Genomic DNA, 23,437 nt, shown 5'->3' with positions numbered 1-23,437 from the left:
GCTCACGTCGAAACGCAACCGTAGCGTCGTGACGCTATGCTCAAGGCATGGCAAAAGACGGCAGCGGGAACGACTCCGCGGCGGCGCGCCGGACCCCGGCGGGCGCCGCCGTACTACGCGAGGACAAGACCGAGGCGATCCGCGCCGCGGTCTTCGAGGAGCTGGCCGTTGTGGGCTTCGCCCGGATGTCGATCGAGGGCATCGCGCGGCGGGCGGGCGTCGGCAAGACCGCCGTCTACCGGCGGTGGCGCTCCAAGCTGCACCTCGTTCTCGATGTGGTCTCCGCGGTGGCCGTGGCGGGCATGCCCACGCCGGACACCGGATCCCTGTCCGGCGATGTGCGGATGCTGCTGGAGGTCGCGGCCCGTGCGCTGCGCCACCCGATGGCCTCGCAGATCATCCCGGACCTGCTGGCGGAGGCGGCCCGCAGCCCCGAGCTGGCGAGTGCGCTCAAGGCCGCACTGCACGACAGCCAGCAGGGCGTCGCCGCGGCGATGGTGGCGCGTGCCGTCGAGCGCGGCGAGATCCCGGCCGGCGTGGACGGCCGGCTGGCCCTGGATCTGCTGACCGGGCCGCTGTACTGGCGGCTGCTGGTCGTCCGCGACGCGGTCCCGCCGGGCTATCTCGACCAGCTGACGGCGGCGGTGGTCGGCGCGCTCGGCGGGCGCTGAGAGGGCGGACCGACGGCGGACCGACGGCAGACCGGGGGCAGGCCGACGGCGGACCGGGAGCAGACCGGGGGCCGGACCCGGAGAGACCTGCGGGGTGCCGTCCGTGGTGGCTCAGCCGGCGAGCCCGGCGTCCGATGCCTCGTCTGCCGCGCTGCCGTCCCGCTGGGCGGGCAGCTTGCCCCCCGGGCGCGGCAGCGCGACCGGGCCGGACTCCGCGGCCGCGGCGCGCGGGGACGGGGCGACGGTGCGCTCCTGCGGCGGCAGCGGGGCCGGGCACGCCTCCTGGCCGAGGAAGACGTGGCGCACCACCCGCTCGGCGGCGTGCCCGTCGTCCCACCGGCAGAACCGCGCACGGAACGCGGCGCGCAGCCCGGTGGCCCGCTCGTCGTCCCAGCGGCCGCTGCGGAACGCCTCGATCAGCTCGTCCTCGGTGGTGGCGATCACGCCCGGGGTGTCGCCCGGCAGGCCCGAGAGCAGGTCGAAGGTGACCCCGCGGGAGCGGACGTAGGTGTCCCAGTCGTCGGCGTAGGTGAGGACGGGCCGGTCGAGGTTGGCGTAGTCGAACATGATCGACGAATAGTCGGTCACCAGGGCGTCGGCGGCCAGGCACAGCTCCTCGACGACCGGGTGGCCGGAGACGTCGATCAGCGCACCGCGCTCCTGCAGCTCCTGGAGCCCGGGGTCCCGGTCGTAGAAGTAGTGGGTGCGCACCAGCAGGACGAAGTCCTCGCCCAGCTCGCGGGAGATCTTCGCCAGGTCGAGCCGCGGGACGTAGCCGACCTGGTAGTCGCGCATGGTCGGCGCGTAGAGGACGGCCGTCTTGCCGGGGGCGATGCCGAGGCGTTCGCGGATGTCCAGGACGTCGCGCCCCGTGGCCCGGTAGTAGATGTCGTTACGGGGGTATCCGGCATCCACCGACTCGAAGTCGCAGGGGTAGACGCGCTCCCACTGCTCGGTGGTGTGCGGATTGGCGGAGAGCGAGAAGTCCCAGCGGTCGGCGCGGGCCAGCAGCTTGCGGAAGCTCATGCCCTTGGCGGCGGCCGGGTAGCGCTTCTGGTCGGTGCCCATCGACTTCAGCGGGGTGCCGTGGTGGGTCTGGAGGTGGATCTGGCCCTCGCGCTTGACCACACCGTCCGCGAAGTTGACGTTGTTGACGAGGTACTTGGCGCGGGCCATGACCTCCCAGTAGCGCGGTGAGTTCACTACGACGTGGTCGATGCCGGCCGGGACCTCGCCGGCCTCGGCGAGCTGCTCCTTGACGACCCAGACGCCGTGCACATGCGGCGCCAGTTCCTTGGCCTTCTCGTAGACCGCCAGCGGGTTGCAGGCCGGCAGCCGGTTCCAGTACGCGGAGTAGACCGCGAGGTTCTCGTCCAGCGGCTGCCGCAACAGGGCCTGGTAGCGCAGGTCCATGGCCTTCTTCTTGGCCTGCCGGATCCGCTTGCCCGCGTGCTTGCGCACCGTGCGCTGCACCGTGCCGGCGACCTTGAGGCCGGCCAGCGCCGGATAGACGTCCTTGGCGAGCAGCGCGTACTTGCCGCCGGCGACGCCGAGGGGGCGGACGAAGCCGGTCGGCACCCGCCGGCGGTAGTCGCGGGCGGCGCGGTGGAAGAACTCGGCCTGGGCGTGGTGCGGCAGCCGGCCGGGCTTGTCCAGCACGGTCAGATAGTGGTCGACCATCTTGCGGAACATGTGCGGGCGCCAGCGCGAGAGTTCGGGGTGCGCGTCCAGGTGGGCGAAGACCCGGGCGTACTGGTCGAAGACGTCGAAGTGCTTGCGGCTGGTGGTGCGCAGGATGTTGCCGCCCTGCCGGCGCTGGCGGTAGTGCAGCGCGACCCGGTCCAGGACCGCGATCCGCTGTGCGGTGATCAGTGTGCAGAACGTCCAGGGGGCGTCCTCGTAGTAGCCCACCGGGAACCTGAAGCCGTGCTCCTCGATGAAGTCGCGGCGGTAGGCCTTGTTCCAGACGATCTGCAGCAGATCGAGGAGCTGGGGGCGCTCGGCGAGCGGGAAGGAGGGCGCGCCGGACTCGTCGAGCAGCTCGAAGAGCGCATTGCGCCGGGTGGAGCCGTCCCAGTAGGTCCGGGCGTAGTCGAAGATCAGGATCTCGGGGTCCGCGGTGGCGGCCAGCCGGCCGGCGAGGGCGCGGAGCGCACCGGGCACGAGGGTGTCGTCGCTGTCGAGGAAGAGGACGTAGTCGCCGCGGACCTTTTCCAGGCCGGCGTTGCGGGCCGGGCCCAGACCGGCGTTCTGCGGGAGGTGCAGCACCCGGACGCGGTCGTCCGCGGCGGCGTACTCGTCCAGGATGGCGCCGCTGCGGTCGGGTGAGCAGTCGTCGACGGCGATCAGCTCGAAGTCCGGGTAATCCTGCGTCAGCACCGAGTCCATGCACGCGCGCAGGAAGCCCTGCACTCGGTACACGGGCACGACGATGCTGAAGCGCGGTACGGCGTCGGCGCCTGTCTCGGACATGTGGTGCTACTCCTCGTGGCGAGCTGAGTACAGAACGCAAAAAATCCCCACCGGGGTATTTGCATTGTCAACCTTCCGACTGTTGTTCACCCGGGAAGGTTGTTGTTCGTAACCTGAAAGTTCTGCGGTGCTCATCACGGATCTGGTTAAGTAGGGAATTTTCGGGTGAGCGCGATCCCGGCGCCGGCCGAATACTGAGTACGTGTCACCCGCGCACCCGCCCCGTGTGTCCCGCCGCCGGCTGCTCCAGGCCACCGGCGGCGGTGTGCTTGCCGCCACGGCGGGCGCGGGGGTGTGGGCCTGGCTGTCGGACGACGCCGCCCGTACGGCCGAACCGGCGGGCCCCGGGCGCTCCCTGGCCGACCCGGCGGACCAGTCCTTCCTCCAGGTCATCGCGCATGCCGACGACGGGCTGTACTTCATGAACCCCGACCTGGAGCAGTCCCTGCGCAGCGGGGCGCGCTCGGTCACCGTCTGCCTCACCGGCGGCGAGGCGGACGGCCGCAACGTCAGCCGGCGCGACCCCGACCCCGGCCGCGTCCCGCGGAACCGGGCCGCCTTCTCCCGGGCGCGGGCCAACGGACTGCGCGCCGCCCACGCCGTGATGGCCACCGGCAACCCCGCCGCCCGCTGGGACGTCGCGGCGCTGTCGCTGCTCCCCGGCTTCGAGGTGGAGATCCAGACACTGCGCGACGCCCCGCAGCACCAGCTGATCTTCCTGGAGCTGGTGGAGGCCAGGGCCGTCTGGCAGGCCCGCGCGACCAGTCTGCGCGGTCTGTGGCTGGGAGCCACCGGCACCCTCCCCACGCTGCGCCCCTCCGGCACCCCCGTGAAGCGGCAGTTCCACTACACCCGCGACCAGGTCACCGAGACCCTGGTGGCGGTGCTCGACCGGGTCCGGCCCACGGTCGTACGGACCCTGGACCCGAACGCGGTGCACTCCCGCAGGCGGCCGCCGGCCACGGGGGACCACGACCCCCGGCTGGCCGGGCTGCGCTATCACGACCATCAGGACCACACCGCCTCCGCCTACTTCGCGCAGGCCGCGCTGGCCGTCTACGGGGGCCGCGGCCGTCCGGCGGTCGTGGAGAACTACCTCGGCTACGAGGCCGATGTGCTGCCCAACGACATCGATCTGCCGACCGCCCGCCGCAAGGCCCGTCTGCTGTCGGTCTACGGCTGGGCCGACCACCGCGCCTGCGGCGATCCGGCGGGCTGCGGCGACCGCAAGGTGGGCGGCTCGGCGCTCAACGGCAGCTCGCGCAACTGGACCCGCAGCACCTGGCTGCGCGCGCCCGGCTCCAACGCCTGGATCCGCCCGGCCGCCGACGGCCGGCTCGCCGCCTTCGCGGTACTGGGCGGCCGGGCGTACTGCTGGGCGGAGACCCGGCCGGGCAGCGGCAGCTTCGGCACGCCGGTGCCGGTCGGCGGTGAGCTGTTGCAGGGGCAGATCCATGTGGTGCGCCGCCCCGGCGGTGCGCTGCAGCTGTTCGCCTCCCGCACCGTGCTGCCGGGCCGCAACGCCGCCCACCGCCGCGAGTTGCTGACCGCACCGCAGACCGGCACCGCCCCGGACGGCGTGCCCGTCTTCGCGCACTGGGAGTCGCTGGGCTCGCCGGACCCGGACCCGGTCCGGTCGCTGGAGACCGGCTTCCCGGCGGCGGTGGCCACCCCGGACGGCACGGTGCACGTCTTCGCCCGGACCTGGGACGGCAACGTCGCCCACCGCAGCGGCCCGCACGGCGTGCACTGGTCGCTGTGGGAGCGGCTGGAGGGCCCGGTCAGCACCCTGAAGGCCTCACCGCAGATCATCGACGGGCTGGATGCCTGTGTGGACTCCGACGGGCTGATCCATCTGGTCGCGCCGACCGTCGGGACCGTGCAGCACTGGGTGTCCAAGGAGCCCGGCCAGATCCCGCGGCCGGGCGCGGCCACCGGGCTGCCGCAGCCGGCCGGCCCGGTCAGCATCGTCCCGGTGGCCGACGGCGCGGTGCGGGCCGCCTTCCGGCGCTCGGTCACCGCCCAGGTGCTGATCGCCGAGCGGCAGCGGATGATCGGCGGCTGGCGGGTGTCGGCACGCTGCGAGGCGGTCGGCGGCTACGGGCGGGTGGCGCTGGCGACGGTCGGCAGCGGCGACCGGATGGTGCTCGCGGCGCGCGATGACGCGGGCGCGGTACGGATGGCGATGGCCCAGGGCGGGGCCGGGCCGTGGCAGCGGGGCAGGGTGCCGCACTCGGCGGCGGCCGGGGTCGCCCAGGATGCCGTCGGGCGCGCGGTGGTGGTCGCGCTGGGCCTCGACGGCAGGCTGTACACGGCGCGTCAGACGTCCGTCGGGCCCAGCGCGCTGTTCGGCGGCTGGCGGGCTCAGGCGGGTCTGCCGGAGCGGGCCCGGGGCGGGTCGGCCTGAGCGGCGGGACCGGTCCGGGCGGGCGGGCGCAGAATGCGCCGGGAGACCAGATAGGTGAACGGGAGGGCGCACAGCGCCGCCACCAGCGGCGCCACCGCGGTGTTCACCCCGCACCAGCCCACCAGGGCCACCAGCCCGGTGCTCTGCACCCCGTAGTTGGTGACCTGGGTCAGCGGGAAGAGCAGGAACTTCGTCCAGGTCGGGCGGGTGCGGTAGGTGAAGTAGGTGTGGAGGAAGAACGAGCCGACCATGCTCGTCACGAAGGCGGCGGTGTAGGCCGCGAAGTACGGCAGCAGGCGGTGCAGCGGCAGATAACAGGCGTAGAACGTCAGGGTGTTGACCCCGCCGACGGCGGCGAAGCGCACCGTCTGGCCCCGGCGGCCGGGCGGTGGCAGGGCGCGCATCAGCCGGCCTGGGAGCCGGCGGTGGCGGCGCCCGCCGTGCCGGGGGCGGGTGCCGTGCCGGCGGCGGGTGCCGTGCCGGAGGTGAGGGTGTTGCTCTCCTTGACCAGGAAGTGCGGCCGCCGCTTGGCCTCGTAGTAGATCCGCCCGATGTACTCGCCGATCAGCCCGAGCATCACCATCTGCAGCCCGCCCAGGCCCACGATGATGGCCACCAGCGTCACATAGCCCGGTGCGGTGATCCCGCCGACGAGGGCCGCGCCGATGATCCACAGGGTGTAGACGGCGGCGAGCGAGGCCAGGCCGAGCCCGGTGTAGATGGCCAGCCGCAGCGGACGGCAGTTGAAGGAGAGCATGCCGTCGATGCCGTAGTTGACCAGGGAGCCCAAGCGCCACTTCGTCTCGCCGGCCTCCCGGGCCGCATTGCGGTAGTCGAAGGTGACGGTGTCGAATCCGATCCAGGAGAACAGGCCCTTGGAGAAGCGGTTGTACTCCGGCAGCGCGAGCAGCGCGTCCACCGCCTTGCGCGACAGCAGCCGGAAGTCGCCCACGCCGTCGGTGAGTTCGACATCGACCCACCTGTTGACGGCGCGGTAGTAGAGCCTGCTCAGCGCGGTCCGCAGCCGCCGGTCGCCGGTCCGGCTGCGCTTGGCGACGACCTGGTCGTGGCCGAGCTGGTAGAGGTCGAGCATGGTCTCGATGAGCTCGGGCGGATGCTGCAGGTCGGCGTCCATGAGGATCACCGCGTCGCCGGTGGCCGCCTTGAGGCCGGCCAGTATGGCCGGCTCCTTGCCGAAGTTACGGCTGAAGGAGAGGTAGCGGGTGGTGCCGCGGTGCTGCTGGGCGAGGCCGCGCAGCCGGGCCAGGGTGCCGTCGGCGCTGCCGTCGTCCACGTAACACAGCTCGTACTCGACGGCGAGCCCGGCGAGGACCGTGCGGGCCGTCTCGTCGAAACGGCTCAAGACGGCCTCTTCGTTGTAGCAGGGGACGACGATGGAAAGCTTCATGAGCAGGCCTTTTCGCCGGGTCAGAGGGCGGCTCAGACGCCGTCCCCTGAGGGGTAATTCTACAAATCTGTCGGAATGTCACGATCTGAACGGGGTGGTGGTGTGAACGCGCCGCCGGCCGCCGGTGGTGTGAACGCGCCGCCGGCCGCGCACGGCGCCGAAGACGGCCACCGCGGCGACCGTCACCGCCGCCGCGCCGCTCGCCGCAAGCCCCGTGTGCAGGCCCGGTGGCAGATAGGAGCACGACAGCCGGCCGGTGCCCCCTCCCAGCGGCACGGCCAGCAGACCGCCGAACGAGTGCGGTGCGCGCGGCGGCCCGCCGTCCACCGAACAGCCCCACCCCACGACGGCCGGGAGCGCCAGCACCGCGCTGCCCCTGCTGCCCGGACGCAGCCGGGCCGTCAGCCGGTGGCCGTCGGCGGTCAGTTCCACCGGGCCCCGGGCGCGCAGCGCGCTCACGGCCGCCGACAGCTTGCGCCCGGAAAGACAGCCGACGGCTTGCCCGGGGACGCGCTGCGGGCCCGCTCCGGTGAAGCGCACCGACACCGTGCCGTCCGCGGGCACCCGGCCCAGCGGCCGCACCGGATTGGCGGTGACGTCCTCGCTGCCGATCCCGGTGGAGTGCCCGCCGAGGCCGCTGACCTCCCCGGAGAACCAGGGCGCGTACCACAGGACGGTGCTGCCCGGGGTGCAGTGCGCCGTGAAGGTGGTGCCCGCGGCGGCCGGGCCCGCCGGCCGCCGTACGCCGGGCAGCAGCCAGTCGCCACGGCCGGGCACCGGGGCCGCGCCCGCGGTGGGCACGAGGTCCGGCACCTCGTACACGGCGGCGCCCAGCACCCGCTCCTGGCGGGCGAACACGGTCTCCCGGCCGGCCGGGCGCCCGAGCGCGCCGCGTACGGTCAGCAGCGGGGCCGGGCGCGCCGTGTGCGGGGTGAACAGGGCGCGGTCCCGCGGCACCGGGGACAGCGAGCTGCCGACGCCCATCAGCGCCTGGCCCACCGGGTCCTCGAAGCTGAGCGTATGGCGGCCCCTCATGTACCAGCCGGCGCCCAGGCCCCGCAGCGCGCGGGCGGTGGCCGCAGGGACGAAGCTGCTGTAGTAGGAGCCGCCCTCGCCGCCGAGCAGCAGCGGGTCGTTGTTGGCGAACTCGTGCGGGCCCGGATCGGTGCGGGAGCGCGGCCAGCCGGCGCGGGCGGTCAGGCCGTCCCGGGCCCGCAACGACGGCCCGGTCAGCGTGATCTTGGGCTGGAACCAGGCGATCTTGTCCCGCGCCGCGGTCACCGAGAACGCCGTGTACGCCGAGCCGAGCAGCACGGTGGCGGTCAGCGCGGCGGCCGCGGCGGCCCGGGTCCGGGCGGTGCGCGGCGCGGTGAGCGCGGCCAGGGCCCCGAGGGTCACCGCGCCGCCGCCGGCCACCAGGATCCAGGTGGCGGTGCCGGCCGCGGGCTGATGGCGGCAGAGCCAGGCGAGCAGCGCGACCAGCGCCGCGCCCGCGGCCAGCTCGCGCGGCCGCGGGCGGTGCGCCAGCGCGAGCCAGGAGATCATCACGAGGATGCCGCTGAGGACGAAGGCGGCGCGGTACGGGCTGCCGTTGGGCAGCGCGAAGCCGTGCCACAGCAGGATCGTCGGCTCCCAGACGAACGAGGCCGCGACGCCGGCCGCCAGGCCGTACCAGCCGAGCCGCACCCGCAGCGGCAGGGCCCGCACGAACGGGAAGACGGCCACCAGCAGCAGCCCGGGGATCCCGATGGCGAGGTGGGGGGCCGGCGTCCCGCCGTGGCCGCCGGGCAGCAGCTGCGCCACCTGGTGGAGCGGCGACGGCCGGCCGTCGTAGGACACCTCCGGGGCCGGCTGGGCCGTCCGGCTGGCCCGGAGCGTGACGGTCAGTACGGGCGCGGCGAGGGTGATGCCGGTCAGCGCCATCGAGGCGGCGCGGGCCAGTGCCCGCCACCGGTCGCGCCACGGCATCCGGGCGGCCGTCAGCAGCCGCACCACCAGCACCAGCGCCATTGCCAGGGTCGCCATCGCGGCCGTGTAGAAGTTGCCCGCCCAGGCGAGGGCGGTCAGCAGGGTGCCGGCCACCCAGCGGGTGCGGCGCAGACACCAGTCAGCGGCGATCCCCGCCAGGGGCAGCGCGACCAGGCCCCACATCCACATCGGATCGGCGAAACCGTCGTGCAGCACCCAGGCGCACAGCCCGTACCCCGTCGACAGCAGGGCCCGCAGCGGGCCGGAGCCCGGGTGCAGCCGGCCGAGCAGGACGGTCATCAGGGCGGCGGCCAGCCCGATGCTGAGCAGGGTGACCAGGAACACCGGGAGGTCGGCCAGCGCGCGGGGGAAGAGCCCGACGAGCCAGGAGAACGGGTTCATCAGATAGGTGAAGAAGTCGGCGAGGAAGGGGACGCCGTAGCCGCTGCTCCAGTTGAAGAACAGATCACCGCTGGTGGTGCCGTGCAGCAGGTCCCACAGCCGGGCGTGGAACGGCACGAACTGGTTTCCCAGGTCATTGATGGCGCGTGAGCGCGGTCCGAAGGGATAGCTGCCGTAAAGGGCGAGCGCGAGGCAGTACGCCCCCATGGACAGGGCCGCCGCGAGCCAGGGCGCCGTCCGGTGCCCGGGGCCCTCGCGCGAAGCGGCCGGGTGTTCACTTCCGGGAAGGGGCCGGGCAACCTCTTGGGGCCGGACCGCCTCTTGTGAGGTGGCGGGCGTCGGAGCCACCGGCACTCCTCCACGATCGGCGAACGTTCACCCAACGTTATATGTCTTGATAGTCCCTTTTGCCCGGCTGGGACGCCGGGTATTTCGGGGATTGCGGAAAGAACGGAGGGCACGGTGCCCGCCCATGACGACCTCACGACCGCGGCTCCCACCCGGCCGGACGCCCCGACGCCGACCGTCTCCGTGATCGTCCCGGTGCACAACACCCGGCGCTACCTCGACCGCAGCCTCGGCTCGGTCTTCGCCCAGACGCTGGACCAGCGCCGCATCGAGGTGATCGCGGTCGACGACGGATCCACCGACGGCAGCGCGGAGTGGCTGGCCGAACAGGTAAGCCGCCACCCCAACCTGACCGTGCTGCGCCAGGAGGCCTCGGGCGGCGCGGGCCGGCCGCGCAACGCCGGACTGGACCATGCCACCGGCGACTACGTCTTCTTCCTCGACTCCGACGACCACCTCGGCCCCGAGGCACTGCTCCGGCTCACCCGCATGGCCCAGCAGTGCGGCTCGGACGTCGTCTACGGCCGGATCGTCGGCGCCGACGGCCGCGCGGCCCCCGTCGACCTGCGCACCACCAGCGAAAAAGTCTCCGTCTTCGACTCCCCGGTCTACTGGTCGCTGGCCGCCTACAAGCTCTTCCGCCGCTCCTTCCTCGAAGAGCACCGGCTGCGCTTCGTCGAGGGCCGGCTGCTGGCCGAGGACCTGCCGTTCGGCATCGGCGCCCTGCTGCGCGCCGAGGTCGTCTCCGTCCTCGCCGACCACGACTGCTACTACCTGCACGGGCGCGACGACGACAGCAACGCCACCCGTCAGGACATCGACTGGTGCGACTACCTCGGCTACATCGGCACCGTCCTCGAATCACTCGCGGCCGAGGTCCCGCCCGGCGAGCAGCGCGACAAGCTCATGGTCCGGCACTTCCACGGCGAGATACTCATGCCCTTCGGGGCCGCCTTCCTCGCCCGCGACGCGGACGGCCGGCAGCGGATGGCCGCCGCCGCCCGCCCGCTCGTCGAGCGCTACCTCACCGACCGGGTGCAGACCGCCCTGCCGCCCCGGCTCCGGCTGCGGGCCCACTGCCTGCGCGCCGGGCTCGACGACGAACTCGCCGCCGTCGTCCGGGCCGACACCGAGCGGGAGCCGGACCCGCCGCACCTCGCCGACGGCCGGGTGTACGCCGGCTACCCGTACTTCCGCGACCCGCAGCACGCCCTCCCCGACGCCTGCTACGACCTCACCGACCGGGTGGTGCTGCGCCAGCGGCTGGTCCGCCAGGGCTGGGTGGGCGGCGTACTCCATCTGCGGGGCACCGCCACCCTCCCCTGGGCCGGCGCCGACACCGTCGAGATCCTGCTGCACCGCAGCGGCGCCACCCACCGTGTGCCGGCCCGGTATGCGGACGGCGCGTGGCAGGCCGCCGTCGACCCGGCGACCGCCGCGGACGGCGGGCCGCTGTCCGACGGCATCTGGGGCCTCAAGATCGCGGTCACCGCACACGGCCCCCGGGGCGCGGCGGGGCCCTCCTTCCGCCGCGAGGCCTGGCTGGTCCCGGAGAGCGGGGCCGACGGGCCGGACTTCGCCCCGCGGATCGTCGGCCGCGGCCCGGCCGGACCGGCCGTCGGCGCGCTCTTCCTCTCCCGGCCGCACGGCCATCTCCACCTCGACCTGGACCGGGACGGCACGCGCCGGCCGCTCGGCGGCGATCTGCGCGGCGCGGCCCACTGCACCCGCACCGGGCGGGCCACCCTCGCCGCGCGCCTCACCCTGCCCGGCTGCCCCGTGGACGCCGGGCTGCAACTGATCCTCTACGACGCGACGCGCACGGTGGCGCTGCGCACCACGGTCGAACGGGGCGCCGCCGACCACTACACCGTGCGTTCCACACTGCGCAGCGGCCCGGCGGGCACCTGGCGGGTGGCCCTGCGGGTGACCGCGGGCCCGCTCCGCCGCGAACTGCCGGTCCGGACGGCCGGCGGCCCGGACGGCCGGCGGACCCCGCTGACCCTCACCGTGCCCGGCGCGGGTTCCTGGACGAAGCCCTTTTCCAGGCCCCGCGGCTGAACGGGGCACGGGGCGGGTCGGGGGCGCGGGAAGGCCGGGGCGCGGGGCAGGCCGGGCACGGCGACGGGAGACCGCTTGCAGCCGACGGGAGACCGCTTCCACCGGGCCCGCTCCGAGGCCGGTCACCCCGGTAGAACCCCGCGCACGCCCTGGCGGTCAGCGGGCCTTGCGGTCTCCCACTGCTCGCGCACGGTCGGACAAGGCCCGGACGGCGGCCAGCCGGTGATAGGGACGCAGACCGCGCCGCAGAGTGGCGAAGTGCTCGTCACCACGGGCGCTGGCGACCCCGGCGTAGTCCGTCAGGAAGTCGCCCCACACCTCGCAGGACTCCTCCACGTGCCGCATGGCCAGGAGGCGGGTGGCCAGGAGCCCGGTGCCGTGCACGCGGCCCTGCCGTTCCCCGTCGGGCCGGTAACGGTTGGACCGGCGCAGGGCCTTGACCGATCCGGCGCGGTCGCCGAGTTCCCACCGCACATGGGAGACCTGGAATTCGTACGCCGACCGGTCGTAGCCGCCGACCGTGTCGTTGCGGCCCTCCGCCCGTGACAGCGCCGCTTCGGTTTCCCGCAGGCGGGAGAACGCCTGCCGGCGGTCCTTGACCATCGCGGCGCCGTGCGCCTGCTGCCCGCGGAGGAAGGCGACCAGCCGCGGGCCCGCGGCCGGTGCGGCTTCGGCCGCGCTGTCGGCGAGTGCCAGCGCCTTGGTGCCGTGACCCAGGTTCGACGCCTGGAGCGCCATGCCGCGCAAGGTCCGGGAGTAGGTGAGGTGATCCTCCGCGCCGCCCGCGAGCTTGAGGGCTTGCAGGTAGTACTGCTGCCCGGTCCCGTGTTCCCGCTCGTACATGGCCATCCAGCCGGTGAGGTACACCAGGTCCGATGCCGCGGCCCGCATGGCCTTCTTCGCGGCCTCGCTGCCGTCCGCCCGCAGATGGGGACCCACCGTGTGGACGAGGAAGGCCGCCGCCATCGGCCGTGCATGCCCTCCCCCCAGCTCGTCCAGGATGTCGGCGATCTTCGCGGTCATGGTCCGGACGGTCGCCACCTCGCTCATCCCGATGCGTACGGTGCGTCCGGCCGGCACCGCCTCCGTACGGCCGGCCACGTCCTCGAACCTGGGGACGGCCAGCGTCGCCGAGTACAGGCCCGCGCCGAGCACCGCGCGGCGGGACGGGGCCATGTCGGCCCTTCCGAGATCGACCACTCCGGACACGGTATCGGCCGCGGGGGCCGGTTCACCGAGGTCGCCCAGCCCGGCCTCCGAGGACGTGACCGGCCGGCCGACGAGCCGCGCGAGCCCTTCGACGACAGCGGGGCGGGCCGCGGCCTTGGGCATGGACCCCTTCAACCAGTGGGACACGGTCGTCTTGTCGTAGTGCAGGGCCACGCCGAGTTCGGCGCCGACGCGGTTCACGGTCCGCGCGAGCTGGGCGTTCCCGACCTGTCCCGCCCGCATCAGGGCTGCGAGGGGCAGGTTCGGCTTCCTTGACCGTGGTGCCATCTTGTGTACCCCCGAGCGTTCAACCGGTTCAACCGTCTTCCCACTCTGCTCCCTTACCCGGTGTGCCGTAAGGGAGTTGGGTGATTACCGGCCGTCCGGGGGTCTGCCACGCGACGGCCGGCACGGGTCACCCGCGCGCGTCCCCCGAGGAGGGCGGGTGCCTCCGTTGAGACCATCCGTCCAGTGTGAGGAACGCTCATGACCACGCCCACTCCTGCCGCCCACCCCCTTGGCCTCGGCCACCGGTCGCATCCACTGCTCGGCCGCCGGGTGATCGACCACGCCCATGACGACCGGATCGGCGTGCTGAGGGCCATCGCGCCCGAGGCGAAGAGCGTCACCCCCGACCCGGTGCTCCGGGTTCCCGCCGGCCCAGCCGTGGCATGGCTTTCGCCGGAGGGCGGCGGTGTGGAGTGGACGACCACTCCGGACGCGATCGAGGCCGCGCGGTGAGCGCCGGTCAGCGCCCGAGGGTCGGTGACGAGGTCGAGTACGCCCCGGGGCGCCCGGCCTTCGTGACGGATATCCGGAAACCGGAAAGGTGTCCTCTTCCTGCGGCGGCCGGGGCACCCGGAATGGCCGGTGACGGAGCCGGAAGCGCTGAGAGTGTCGCGCACCGGGACACAGCGGCTCGCGGACGGCGACTTCGGGTGAGCTATGTGCACACCACCGCGTGGATTCACCGTCAAGGTGCCCCGCGCCTCACCCGGCGGGCGCATCCCGGGAGGCTCCCTCTGCTTCGTGCCTTCCTGGTGCTTCGCGGCGCGGCACGCCGTGCACACGCGGAGCGGCGGGCGCACGCTGGAAACAGGGGCTCCGGAGGTGACCGTCATGTTGCAGACCACTGTCGGATGGCATGTCGAGATGGAATTCGAGGAGGACACCCACCGCACCCGCGCGGCGGCCCTCGTACGGCTCCCCGACGGGAGCGAGGTGCGGGCCCACGGATACGCCAGCCGCCACCCCGTCGACTCCCACCAGCCGAGGGTCGGCGAGGAGGTCGCGGGCGCCCGAGCGCTCAACGAACTGGCGATGAAGCTGCTGACCAAGGCACACGACGAGATCGACGACGCCTCGGGCCGGACCTCGCACCCGCTGACCTGACCCGCGCCCCGGCTCCCCGCCGGCATCCACCGGAGGCGGGCGCGCCGTGCTCGGGCCGGTGGCACCGGTTGCCGCCCCGGGCCGTCGGCAGTTGCCGGGTGGCTCCGTAGAGCCGCCTCAACACGGCGAAGCTCTGGATGAGGCCGCGCTGGGTGGCCAGGCGGCGCGGGAGCTGGCCGAGGAGATGGGCATCGACACAGCCCCCGGCACATTGCGGCTGTGGGCCGGTACCCGCGGGGAGAACAGCAGCGTCGGCCTGACCTACCTTGCCCCGGCTCTGCCCGAGTCAGCGCTGCGCGAGGGCTTTGCCGCTGCGGCGAGGGCGGAGCGCGCCCATGGCCGTGAACCCGAACTCGACGAGATCGCGCTTGTGCGCTCCCCGGACGAGTTCTCGCTGCAATTACCCGGCCTCAAGTGCCGCTTCGCCGCCAGGCCGGACGGCGAGCTGCGCGCGTACACCCTCGCCGCGTACACCCTCGCCGCGCACCACTACGGACTGCGCACCTGGTTGCGTTTGGGCGCCGTCGGAGATGCCGCGTCCGTCGTGGAACACGCGCTTGACCTCGTGCACCGCACCTGGGGTGAGACCAGTGAGACGCTCGTGGGCGTGGCCAGGACTCCCCCCGGATGTGGCAGATCGTCCAACGCATCGAGCGCCTGCAGACCGAGCGCGGCCGGGCCCGATACCGAGCAGCGGCCGAGAGGATGCTCAGTGCCCTGGCGGGGCCTCAGCCGCTGGGGGCGATCGGCTCGGGATCGGCGTCGAACGCATCGAGCACTGCATCGCCGTTCGCCCTCGCCCACTCGGTCAGCACGTGGATCGGATCGATCAGAGTCGCCCCGAGCGGGGTGAGCTCGTACTCGACGCGGGGCGGCACTTCGGTGTAGGCGTGGCGGCGGATGAGCCCGTGCGCCTCGAGCCGTCGAAGCGTCTGGGTGAGCATCTTGCGGGAGATGCCGCCGATCAGCTCGATCAGCTCGCCATGGCGCACCGGGCCCTTGCTGAGGCCATAGAGCACGACCACCGTCCACTTGTCGGCGATCAGCTCGACCGCCAGACGCGCCGGACAGTCGGCGAGAAAGGGATCACCGGGACCGAAACCGCTCATGGCGCCAAAGGTACCTGCGCCTATGGCACCTGCTGGTTCCTATCAGGTTCATAGCCTGGGTTTTCCCCTTCCTGAGCAGGAGAGTCATGCGAGTCATCACTCAGCAGGCGTTCGGCGGTCCCGAGGTGCTCACCATCGTGGACGCGCCCGAGCCCCAGCCCCTTCCGACCGAGGTACTCGTCCGCGTCAAGGCAATCGGGCTGAACCCGCTGGAGGCGCGCCTGCGCGCCGGCGAGTTCCCGCTGATCGGCCGGCCGCCGTTCATCCTCGGCTGGGACATCAGCGGTGTGATCGAGGAGGCGCCGCAGACGTGGCGGTTCAGGCCCGGCGACGAGGTGTTCGGGATGCCGCTGTTCCCGCGGGCGGCGAGCGCGTACGCCGAGGTCGTGTCGGCGCCGGCGCTGCACCTCGCACACAAGCCGACGTCGCTCTCGCACGTCGAGGCGTCGGCGCTGCCGGTCGTCGGGCTGACGGCGTGGCAGGGCCTCGTCGACCTCGGCGGCGTGAGTGAGGGCGACCGCGTCCTGGTCCACGGCGGTGGTGGCGGGGTCGGCCACGTCGCGATCCAGATTGCGAAGGCGCTCGGCGCGCACGTGATCACGACCGCCGGCGGGAGCAAGCGGAAGTTCGTCGAGGGATGTGGCGCCGATGAGGTGATCGACTACACGGCGGTCGACTTCACCGAGGCGGTCCGCGACATCGACGTCGTGCTCGACACGCTCGGCGGCGATACCGTCGAGCGCTCCCTCGAAGTGCTCCGCCCGGGTGGTCACCTGGTGACGGCGGTCGCCATGGACGATGCGGAACTCGCCGCCAAGTACGAGGCGGCCGGCATGCGCTTCAGCGGCATCGCGGTCGACCCCGATCCGGTCGCCCTGCGAGGTCTCGTCGAACTCGTCGAACAGGGCAGGCTCAGGGTCCACGTGCAGGAGACGTTCCCGTTCGAGCGCGTCGCCGACGCGCACCGGCTGCTCGACGACGGTCACCTCCAGGGCAAGATCGTCCTCATCGTCTGATCTCCTCGTGGGGGCCTCATGTGAGCGAGGCCCCCACTGATGAACGACTGGTGGCTCGCGCCTGTGACGACCCGGCAAGGGGCACATCTGCCGCTACCGTGACCGCGACTTCCGCGATGCCAGGTCGTTCGAGAACCCCAGGCCTCCGCCTTCTCCCACGACCTGGCATCCCAGCAGGTCAACGGCTCGCTATCTGACAGATGCGCTGCGACAGGACACCACTGATCCAGACGGTGCCCGGCGGCCGTACGCGAGCGGTGCGGCCCCAGGGCCCCTAGGTGTCCTAGGCCTGCGGGTGGTGGTGCTGCCAGCCCGCCCAGGCCGAGGTGATCATGTCGCGCACGTCGTGGCGGGCCTTCCAGCCCAGCTCGGCGGTGATCCGGTCGGCGGCCGCCACCACCCGGGCCGGGTCGCCCGCACGGCGCGGGGTGACCTCGGCGGTGACGCCCCGGTGGCCGGTGATCTCGGTGATCAGACCGACCATCTCGCGCACCGACACCCCCTCGCCGCGCCCGATGTTCAGCGTCAGGTCGCGTACCGGGCCCGGCTCGGCGAGCTTGCGGGCGGCCGCCACATGGGCCTCGGCCAGGTCGGCGACGTGGATGTAGTCGCGGATGCAGGTGCCGTCGGGGGTGTCGTAGTCATCGCCGAAGATGCGCGGCGCGGCGCCCTCGGTGAGCTTCTCGAAGACCATCGGGACGATGTTGTAGACCCCGGTGTCGGCCAGCTCGGGGGTGGCCGTCCCAGCGACGTTGAAGTAGCGCAGACAGGCGGTGCTGATGCCGTGCGCCTTGCCCGCCGCACGGGCCATCCACTCGCCGACGAGCTTGGTCTCGCCGTACGGGTTGATCGGGGTGCAGGGCGTCTCCTCGGTGACCAGGTCGACATCCGGCATGCCGTAGACCGCGGCCGAGGAGGAGAACACCAGCCGGCCGACGCCGCCCGCGGCCATCGCCTCCAGCAGGGTCTGCAGACCGTGCACGTTCTCGCGGTAGTAGTGCAGCGGCATCTCGACGGACTCGCCGACCTGCTTCTTGGCGGCCAGGTGCACGACATCGGTGACACCGTGCCCGGCGAGGGTGGCATCGAGCAGCTCGCGGTTCAGCGTGGAGCCGACGACCAGAGGGACGTCCTCGGGGACCCGGGCGGCCACGCCCGTCGTCAGATCGTCGAGCACGACGACACTCTCGCCGGCCTGGCGCAGGGCCCGTACGACATGGGCACCGATGTAGCCGGCACCACCCGTGATCAAATAAGACATAGCGCCAATCCTAGGTCGGGGTCGGAGTGTGCGGGGGGCGGGCCGCGGTCTTTCAGCCGTGCAGCCGCCGGGCGGCGATCCGCCATACGCTGCGCAGGCCGGAGGCGACCCGCAGTGACAGCGCGCCGCCGGTCGTCGCATACGGCTGGACCAGCAGCACGGCATGGCGGCGGCTGGGCACCACCCGGCGGCGCAGGCCCGGACCGATGGCCCGCAGCGCGGCCCGGAAACCGGCCCCGTCCGCGCAGCTGACCTGCGCCATCAGGTCCCATGGCTCGGGGTCGGCACAGTGCCGGCCGCCCTGTTCCACCAGCGCGCCGAGGTCCAGCACGACCTCGGCGGTCCAGCAGGCCTCGGAACCGTCGGTGGCCGGGGCCGGGGTGAGCGCGGCGGTGTGGACCGGGCCGCGCCGGTCGTCCCGGCGGCGCCGCAGCTCGATGTCGATGCTCTCCGGTCCGGCCGCGGCCAGCCGCCCGTACAGATCGTGCACCCGCAGTCGCAGCACACCGGGGCTGCTGACGGCCGGTTCCGCGTCTATGGTCACCGGCAGGCGGTGCATCGGCTTGTTGCTCATCGCGTCCAGCCGGACCTCGGGCAGGTCCTGGGACCACACCGCGCGGCCGTCGGCCTTCGCGTACGGAGGCAGCAGCCGGCCGGGCCGGGCCGCGAGCTGGGTCAGCCGTCCCAGATCCCGCGGGGCCGGGGAGGCCAGCACCACCCGGGCCAGCCAGCGGGCCGGGGCACGGGCCGCCCGCAGATCGGCCTCGTCGAAACCGGCCAGGTACTCGCGGGTCAGCCGCCACCACTCGGTGCGGTAGTCCGCGCCGCGGGTGTGCAGCTCGCGGACGTACATCCGCAGATCGTGGTCGAGGAACTTGGTGTGCGCGGCATGCGCCAGCGCGTGCTGCCCGGCGTGCTGGAAGATCTGCACGCTGGCGCGGTGCGCCGCGATCCGCGCCTGCCAGTTGGCGACGTCCTTGCGGTCCAGGGAGATCGACTGCTTGGCGGCCGAGCGGCGCACATGCCAGACGTAGACACGGTCGGGGATCGTGGCGATCCGCGGGGCGGCGGCCAGCACCCGCGCGGTGAACACGAAGTCCTCGTAGGTGAAGCGGCCCTCGGGGAAGGCGATGGCGTGCTTGTCGAGGAACGCCCGCTCATAGAGCTTGTTGACGCACAGCGTGTCCCGGACCAGCTGGGGGCTGGCCTCGGGGGAGCTGTGGACCGCGGGCTCGCGGTAGAGGCCGGGCTGCCAGGGGACATCGCGGTGCGCGGGCAGCTCACGGCGTACGCAGGCACCGGCCGCGACCGGGGCGTCATGCTCCACAGCGGCGGCCAGCAGCGCCCGCGCCGCGCCCGGGGGCAGCACATCGTCGCTGTCGAGGAACATCACGAACCGCCCGGTGGCGGCGCGCAGACCCTCGTTGCGCGGGGTGCCGCAGCCGCCGCTGTTCGTGTCGCGGTGGATCACCCGAAGGCGCGGTTCGTCGTGGGCGAGGGCGTCCAGGGCGGCGCCGGTGCCGTCGGTGGAGGCATCGTTCACCGCGATCACTTCGGTGACCGTTTCGCCCGGGGGCCCCTGCGCGAGTGCGGAGCGCACCGCATCGCAGACATGGCCGGCATCGTTGAAGGCGATGACGACGATGCTGATCTGCGCGGATGGCGTGATGGTGGGCCCCGTCAGCGGATCGAGGGCTTCTTTCACAGTCACTGAATCTACATTTCGTGTCGACAGCATCTCTTGGCGCGTGCGGGGTCCGAACCCATTTCCGATGGTTCAGAGGCCGAAACCCGCCGCGCGGTTGCACCCGCTGCTCCGCTTTTCCGCCCTCTTGCCGTCTTCTTACCTGGCGGGAGCCGGGGCTTGGGTGTGCAGAGGCCCGTGAAGACGCCTGCACATGCTGTAACGACGCGAGTGCCGCACGATGCCGATCCGCACGCCACCACCTTGCGGCGGACCGGCCCCGGTCACGGTTCCATCAGATCCGCGACCCGGCCCGCCGCACCGCCGTCGTCCCGGTGGCAGAACGTTTCCCGGAAGTCCGCGTACGCGTCCGCCCCCGCCGCGGTGATCGCCGTCAAGTCGCCCAGCGCATCGATCAGTTCACCGGTCGAGGTGAGCAGCGGGCCCGGCGCCCGTGCCTCGAAGTCGAGGGTGAAGCCGCGCAGGGTGTCGCGGTAGTGCGGCAGGTCGGGCGTCAGGAACAGCATCGGGCGTCCGGTGTTGGCGAAGTCCACGGCCAGCGACGAATAGTCGGTGACCAGCACGTCCGCGGCCAGCAACAGCTCGGTGGCGTCCGGGTGGGCGGAGACATCGAGGGCGAAGGGGGCGTGGTGGGCCGGCAGCCGGTCGGCGACCAGTGGGTGGCCGCGCACCAGCAGCACATGGTCATCCGCCAGCTCCTGCCGTGCCAGCGCCAGGTCGAGCGGCAGATGCAGCCGGTGGTGGCCCGCGTCGTAGGCCAGATCGTCGCGCGGGGTCGGCGCGTACAGCACCACTTTCTTACCCGGCTCGATGCCCAGACGCGCGCGGACCGTGGCCGCCCTGTGCTCGCGGTCGGCGGCGAAGAAGGCGTCGGTGCGCGGCAGCCCGGTCTCCAGCAGCCGGCCGGAGTAGCCGAGCGCGGAGCGCAGCACCGGGGTGCTGTGCGCGTTGGGCGAGAGCAGCACGCTCCACTGCCGGCTGACCCGCGGCCGCGCCGCCAGATGGGCCAGGCCCGCGCACAGCGTCCCGGCCAGGTCGGCGCCGATCCGCTTGAGCGGGGTGCCGTGCCAGGTCTGGATGATGCGCTGGCCGCCGCGCCGGGTGAACCACCGGGGCAGATGGGTGTTGGTGACCACCCAGCGGCTGTGCGCCAGCGCGCCGTGCCACTCGGCGCTGCCCACCAGCACCGCCCGCGCCGTCCCGGGCACCGCGGTCTGCGCGTCGCGCACCGCCCACAGATGCTCCACGTCCATGCCCCGGCGCACCAGCTCCTCGTGCACCGCACGCGGGGAATCCCCGTACGCGCGGCCGCCGAAGCTGCTGTAGAGGACGGTGTCCCGCAGCGGACGGGAACGGTGCAGCGCGTAGTGCTGCTCGCGCAGCATCCGGCGGCGGTAGGGGCCGCGGTCGGTGGCGGGCAGCGCGGGACCCGCCGTCACGAGCACCTCGTCGAGCCGGTGCCGGTCCAGGGTCAGCGGCTTGCCGCGGACCGTACGGGCGGCCGGCAGCCCGTCGAGGAGGGACGGCGCGCAGCGCACCGGGGCGTCCAGCGGGGAGCCGGGCGCGCCCTGCTCGCGCAGATGCAGGGTCCAGCGGCCCTCGCGCAGCGGCAGCGTCCCGGCGAGCGAGGGCAGTGCGCCCAGCGGCAGCGTGCCGTGGAACCGGCCGTCGTCGTGGAGGGTGGGGAAGGCCAGCTCGGCGGCGTGTGCGCGGTGCTTGAGGACCAGCTCGGTGGCGTGCGGCGCGGCGTTGGGCAGCCTGCCCGCCACCAGCAGGGTGCCGTCCCCGCGCCACATCGCCCGGTCCAGGTACGGCTGCGGGATGCGGTCGTGCAGGACCAGGGTCCCGGCCGGGGTGGCCGCCACGACCAGCTCACGGCCGTGCGCGAGCGGATGGGCGACGGGGGCGAGAGCGGGATCGCAGGCGATCGGGTCGGTGCCGCCGTCGGGCAGCACCACCTCGGGCACCCAGCTCTCGGTGTGCGCCGGCACGATCGCCCGCGGCGCGCCGTCCCGGGTGGGGCGCGCGGCGGCCAGGGCATCGAGCCGGATACGGAAGGCCGGCGGCGGGGACGGGGTGTAGTGGGCGCCGCCGGAAGCCCCGCCCGCTTCCCCCGGCCCCCCGGGGCGTGCCGTCTCCACCGGGAACGACACCACCGTGCCGGTCTGCTGGTGGGTCAGCCGCAGCGCGGCGGGCGGCGGGCCGGCCGCGGTGACGGCCAGGTCCAGGGCGCCGGCCGCCGCCGCACGATGGCCGGCCAGCCGCTGGGCGGGCCGGGCCACCGACAGCCGCAGCTGCCCGTCCGCGTACCGGGGCGTGATCCGTACGCCGCCGTCCGCGCCGTCCCCGGGCAGCTCACGGGTGCACGGTGCGGCGCCCGAGCCGGTCTCCGGGGCGTGCAGCGCCGCGGCCCGCACCACGCCCGCCGACGCCAGCAGCACCCCGACCGTCCAGTCGCCCTCCTCCCAGCGCCCGCCCCGGCGCAGCCGGGCCGGATCGAGCCGCAGCTCGAAGCCCGACCAGTCGTAACAGTGCAGCTCCTGACCGGACTCGGTGGTCGCCGCCACCATCGACACCGGCCGCAGCGGCAGCAGGATCCGGCGCCGCCCGCACGACAGCACGGCCGTCCTGAGATAGCTGTGCCGGGCCGCGGCGTCCAGATTCCGGATATAGGCGTAGCCGCGCAGCACCAGCACACCGTCGCGCCAGACCGCCTCCCGGACCCGGGCCCGTACGGGGAAGTCGGCGCGGTCCAGCCGGGTCACGCCCGGCGGCAGCTCCAGCCGCGGTGTCAGCGGCAGCACCGCCCGCTTGCGCAGCGGCGGCCCGGCGACGGTGAACCCGGCCGGGTTGCGGGCCTCGTGCACGAGCAGGGTGAGCAGATCCGCCAGCCGCCCGGCGCGGATCAGATACCAGCGCATCCGCAGCTCCACCGGCAGCGTGGGAAACAGCCGCGGATCGACGCCGGAGAGGAAGTCACGGGCGCAGTCCAGGAACGCGGTCCGGCACTCCGGCGTGGCCGCCGGCAGCGCGTCGACCAGGTCGAGCAGCCCGTCGGTGAGCTGCGAACGGTCGTAGTCGCGCTGATGGACGCTCAGCCGGGCGTGAGCCGGGTCGGCGAGGAAACGCCGGATGCCGGCCACCGCGGCGAACCGGTCCCGTACGCCCCGGGCGTCGAGCCGCCGGTAGCGGTCGGGGCCTTCCGGCAGCCGCCGGTAACAGACGTGCTCCCGCAGGACGTCGACCGCCCCGGCGAGGAAGAGCGCCGGCAGCGTCACCGCCGCGTCATGGCACAACGCTCCCTCCGGGAAGGCGAATTGGTGTGTGTCCCAGAAGGTGCGGCGGAAGACCTTGTTACGGGCGAAGTGGTCGGACAGCAGGCCGAGGTCTTCGCCGATGTGGGTGCGCAGCACGGTGGGGCGGGTGGCCGGGTGGTGTGCGGACTGGCTGCGGCCGGCCGCGCCGAGCCGGTAGACATTGCCGGTCGCCAGGTCCGCGCCGGACTTGTCCAGCAGGCCGACGAGGTCCTCGTACGCGCGGGGCAGCAGCACATCCTCCGCGTCGAGGAACGCCAGATACTCGGTGTGCGGATAGGCGTGCCGGGCACCGGTGTTGCGGAGCGCGCCGCAGCCGGGGGCCGGACCGCCCCCGGGGTGGTGGACGATCCGGAACCGCGGGTCGCGCTCCGCGAAACGGCGGGCGGGCGCGGAGGGCGGGGCGGATGCGGCAGATGCGGAGGGCGCGGCGGGCGCGGCGGGTGCCCCGTCCGTCGCGGTGCCGGCCCCGTCCCCGCCCGCGTCGGCGGGCGGGCCGTCGTCCACCATCACCACATCCAGATCGGTCAGCGTCTGAGCCGCGACCGACTCCAGGCACTCCTCCACATTCCGCTCGGACCCCTCGATGCGAGGGACCGGGACGACGACGGTGAGCCGAGGCTTCATACGCGGACCAAGCCTTTCCGGACTGGCGATGCACAAGACCGGTCCGTTCAACTCGCCCGCGGCGGCA

The 23,437-nt window shown here is 73.3% G+C and carries 15 protein-coding genes; 6 read left to right on the top strand and 9 right to left on the bottom strand.

Going from position 1 to position 23,437, the window contains the following annotated elements; genetic code table 11:
- Positions 1-47: 47 nt before the first annotated feature.
- Positions 48-671: a TetR/AcrR family transcriptional regulator gene (locus ACWGJY_RS19965; RefSeq protein ID WP_453262138.1), complete on the top strand. Its 624-nt coding sequence runs from the start codon at positions 48-50 to the stop codon at positions 669-671.
- A 111-nt stretch (positions 672-782) separates the two neighbouring features.
- Here ACWGJY_RS19965 and ACWGJY_RS19960 read toward each other — a convergent pair whose 3' ends face one another.
- Complete coding sequence (locus ACWGJY_RS19960) at positions 783-3,143, bottom strand: bifunctional glycosyltransferase/CDP-glycerol:glycerophosphate glycerophosphotransferase (protein ID WP_453262137.1); 2,361 nt, start codon at positions 3,141-3,143, stop codon at positions 783-785.
- Between the two features lie 202 nt (positions 3,144-3,345).
- On the opposite strand from ACWGJY_RS19960, the gene ACWGJY_RS19955 reads away from it, so the two are divergent.
- Entirely contained in the window at positions 3,346-5,550 is a 2,205-nt protein-coding gene (locus tag ACWGJY_RS19955) for a PIG-L family deacetylase (protein WP_453262136.1), read from the top strand.
- Here ACWGJY_RS19955 and ACWGJY_RS19950 read toward each other — a convergent pair.
- The 3 genes from ACWGJY_RS19950 to ACWGJY_RS19940 form a co-directional block, all read right to left on the bottom strand.
- Positions 5,508-5,954 carry a GtrA family protein gene (locus ACWGJY_RS19950; protein ID WP_453262135.1) on the bottom strand — a complete coding sequence of 149 codons (447 nt, stop codon included), beginning with the start codon at positions 5,952-5,954 and terminating at the stop codon, positions 5,508-5,510. The two genes, ACWGJY_RS19955 and ACWGJY_RS19950, sit on opposite strands and share 43 nt — an antisense overlap.
- A complete protein-coding gene (locus ACWGJY_RS19945) occupies positions 5,954-6,958 on the bottom strand; it encodes a glycosyltransferase family 2 protein (protein WP_453262134.1) in 1,005 nt (334 codons plus the stop codon). Before ACWGJY_RS19945 ends, ACWGJY_RS19950 begins: the two co-directional genes overlap by 1 nt.
- Before the next feature lie 78 nt (positions 6,959-7,036).
- Positions 7,037-9,676, bottom strand: a complete 2,640-nt coding sequence (locus ACWGJY_RS19940; protein ID WP_453262133.1) for a YfhO family protein — start codon at positions 9,674-9,676, stop codon at positions 7,037-7,039.
- Between the two features lie 114 nt (positions 9,677-9,790).
- Between ACWGJY_RS19940 and ACWGJY_RS19935 the strand changes: the two genes are divergently transcribed.
- Positions 9,791-11,737 (top strand): glycosyltransferase, encoded by a 1,947-nt coding sequence (locus ACWGJY_RS19935; RefSeq protein WP_453262132.1) that lies wholly within the window; start codon positions 9,791-9,793, stop codon positions 11,735-11,737.
- Positions 11,738-11,893: 156 nt separating this feature from the next.
- Here ACWGJY_RS19935 and ACWGJY_RS19930 read toward each other — a convergent pair whose 3' ends face one another.
- Positions 11,894-13,234 carry a hypothetical protein gene (locus ACWGJY_RS19930; protein ID WP_453262131.1) on the bottom strand — a complete coding sequence of 447 codons (1,341 nt, stop codon included), beginning with the start codon at positions 13,232-13,234 and terminating at the stop codon, positions 11,894-11,896.
- A gap of 198 nt (positions 13,235-13,432) precedes the next feature.
- Here ACWGJY_RS19930 and ACWGJY_RS19925 point away from each other — a divergent pair, with 198 nt between their 5' ends.
- Complete coding sequence (locus ACWGJY_RS19925) at positions 13,433-13,687, top strand: hypothetical protein (protein WP_453262130.1); 255 nt, start codon at positions 13,433-13,435, stop codon at positions 13,685-13,687.
- A gap of 378 nt (positions 13,688-14,065) precedes the next feature.
- Positions 14,066-14,338, top strand: coding sequence for a DUF1876 domain-containing protein (locus ACWGJY_RS19920; protein ID WP_453262129.1), 273 nt, complete (start codon positions 14,066-14,068; stop codon positions 14,336-14,338).
- Positions 14,339-15,066: 728 nt separating this feature from the next.
- Here the strand turns inward: ACWGJY_RS19920 and ACWGJY_RS19915 are convergent.
- Positions 15,067-15,447: a winged helix-turn-helix transcriptional regulator gene (locus ACWGJY_RS19915; protein WP_453262128.1), complete on the bottom strand. Its 381-nt coding sequence runs from the start codon at positions 15,445-15,447 to the stop codon at positions 15,067-15,069.
- A gap of 86 nt (positions 15,448-15,533) precedes the next feature.
- Here ACWGJY_RS19915 and ACWGJY_RS19910 point away from each other — a divergent pair, with 86 nt between their 5' ends.
- Complete coding sequence (locus ACWGJY_RS19910) at positions 15,534-16,463, top strand: NADP-dependent oxidoreductase (RefSeq protein ID WP_453262127.1); 930 nt, start codon at positions 15,534-15,536, stop codon at positions 16,461-16,463.
- A 283-nt stretch (positions 16,464-16,746) separates the two neighbouring features.
- Here ACWGJY_RS19910 and galE read toward each other — a convergent pair whose 3' ends face one another.
- The 3 genes from galE to ACWGJY_RS19895 form a co-directional block, all read right to left on the bottom strand.
- A complete protein-coding gene (gene galE / locus ACWGJY_RS19905) occupies positions 16,747-17,724 on the bottom strand; it encodes a UDP-glucose 4-epimerase GalE (protein WP_453262126.1) in 978 nt (325 codons plus the stop codon).
- A gap of 52 nt (positions 17,725-17,776) precedes the next feature.
- Positions 17,777-19,429, bottom strand: coding sequence for a glycosyltransferase family 2 protein (locus ACWGJY_RS19900; RefSeq protein ID WP_453262148.1), 1,653 nt, complete (start codon positions 19,427-19,429; stop codon positions 17,777-17,779).
- A gap of 263 nt (positions 19,430-19,692) precedes the next feature.
- On the bottom strand, positions 19,693-23,370 hold the full coding sequence (locus ACWGJY_RS19895; protein ID WP_453262125.1) for a bifunctional glycosyltransferase/CDP-glycerol:glycerophosphate glycerophosphotransferase: 3,678 nt from the start codon (positions 23,368-23,370) through the stop codon (positions 19,693-19,695).
- Positions 23,371-23,437 lie beyond the last annotated feature (67 nt).

The organism is Streptomyces sp. NPDC054765 (assembly GCF_053612065.1).
This window is presented reverse-complemented; position numbering and strand designations above follow the sequence as displayed.